The following is a 1694-nucleotide window of genomic DNA, read 5'->3' on the forward strand; positions in this document are numbered from 1 at the left end:
GATTACTCATTTTATATGCTACTCTTTCCATTTTCTTTTCTTTTATGTGTTCTATTTTGGAAGCAGCTTTATTGAGTGTAACTCCTTCCTACATCAAAATAAAAAACAAGGAGGGGAAAGCATACGCCACAACACTTGCAAACTTTAAACAGGATATAGACAAACCGCTAATAGCCATTTTAACCGTAAATACCATTGCGCATACAGTTGGAGCTATTTTAGTAGGTGTTCAGGCCGAAAAAATTTACGGAGATGGAGGGAATGCTGTGGGAATTGTTTCGGCGATTATGACGCTGGCTATTTTAGTTCTTTCCGAAATTATTCCAAAGACCATAGGTGCCACCTACTGGCAGGCCCTGGGAAATTTTACTGCAAAAACCCTTAAAATAATGATTTTCCCGCTGAAGTATACCGGTATACTTTGGCTTATGATGCTTACTACTAAATTAATAGGAAAATCGGCCCACGTTTCTTCTATGAACAGAGAAGAATTCGCAGCAATTACAGATGCTGCCGAAGAAGAAGGCGTTTTTGATGAAAGTGAAACCACGGTTATAAAAAACCTTCTCGTGTTTAGATCGGTTAAAGCAAAAGATGTAATGACGCCTTATTCCGTTGCCATTATTGAAGATGAAGATACCAGTATTGAAGAATTTCACCGAACCCATAAAAACCTTAAATTCTCCCGAATTCCCGTTTATAAGAATAAAACTAATAATGTTACCGGTTTTATTTTGAAAGATGATGTGTTGGAGGAAATGATAGACGACAAAGGCCCTGAACCGCTAAGCAAGCTAAAAAGGGAAATTTTTATGAGTTCTGAAGACACTCCAATTCCAGAGCTTTTTGAGAATTTTGTTAAGAAAAGAGGGCATATTTCCATGATTGTAGACGAATACGGAAATACCGTAGGTTTAGTAACTATGGAAGACATAATAGAAACCTTGCTGGGCCTTGAAATTATGGACGAGAGCGACAGTATTGAAGATATGCAGATGCTGGCCCGCCAGAACTGGGAAAAACGCGCAAAACGCCTTGGGTTAATTCAAAGAAAAGATAATGAAGAAAATGAGGAGTCACCAAAACCAGATATTTCTGAAAACACCCCTCGGGACAGCCAAAATTAGGGGCGACGAAGCCGGGATTTCGGCAATTCAGATTTTGGATGAAGAAATACCGTCTTCAAAAGAAATCCCCGATTTTCTTCAGTCGGCTGCAGAACAATTAAATAAATATTTTAAAGGAAATTTAGAGGAATTCAATTTAAGACTTAACCCTAAGGGTACCGATTTTCAGCAAAAAGTATGGAAAGCTTTAAGTGAAATTCCGTTTGGAAAAACCTGCAGTTACCTGGAACTTTCCCGAAAATTAGGTGATGAAAAAGCCATACGGGCAGTTGCGTCGGCAAACGGGAAAAATCCGCTTTGGGTGGTAATTCCATGTCATCGTGTAATTGGCAGTAATGGATCTTTAACCGGTTACGCCGGCGGCTTACATAGAAAACAATGGCTTTTAAACCACGAAAATAATACTTCGCAAATCTCAATGTTCTAAACTTTCAGCTGTATGATTAGATTTTTAAAAATTTCCGGAACCGTAATTTTTGTACTTCTAATCGCTGTTATTATTCTTATTATTTTCGATTTCGGATATATTTTCCGCGGAATGCAGGCCACTTATTTCCAGGGAGAAAA

At 38.3% G+C, this 1694-nt stretch carries 2 protein-coding genes; both read left to right on the forward strand.

The window, feature by feature from the left end:
- On the forward strand, positions 1-1127 hold a 1127-nt coding region (locus AACZ30_RS13905; protein WP_339650119.1), incomplete at its 5' end, for a CNNM domain-containing protein.
- The gene (locus AACZ30_RS13910) at positions 1069-1554 is read left to right on the forward strand and encodes a methylated-DNA--[protein]-cysteine S-methyltransferase (protein WP_075325494.1); all 486 of its coding nucleotides are present in this window, start codon (positions 1069-1071) and stop codon (positions 1552-1554) included. The genes AACZ30_RS13905 and AACZ30_RS13910, both read left to right, overlap by 59 nt.
- The last annotated feature ends 140 nt before the right edge of the window (positions 1555-1694 follow it).

This window comes from uncultured Salegentibacter sp. (assembly GCF_963972535.1).
Lineage (GTDB): Bacteria > Bacteroidota > Bacteroidia > Flavobacteriales > Flavobacteriaceae > Salegentibacter.

Bases quoted from the DNA above. Each gene is read 5' to 3' on its own strand.
- AACZ30_RS13910 (WP_075325494.1), top strand. From the start codon at position 1,069: ATGAGGAGTCACCAAAACCAGATATTTCTGAAAACACCCCTCGGGACA.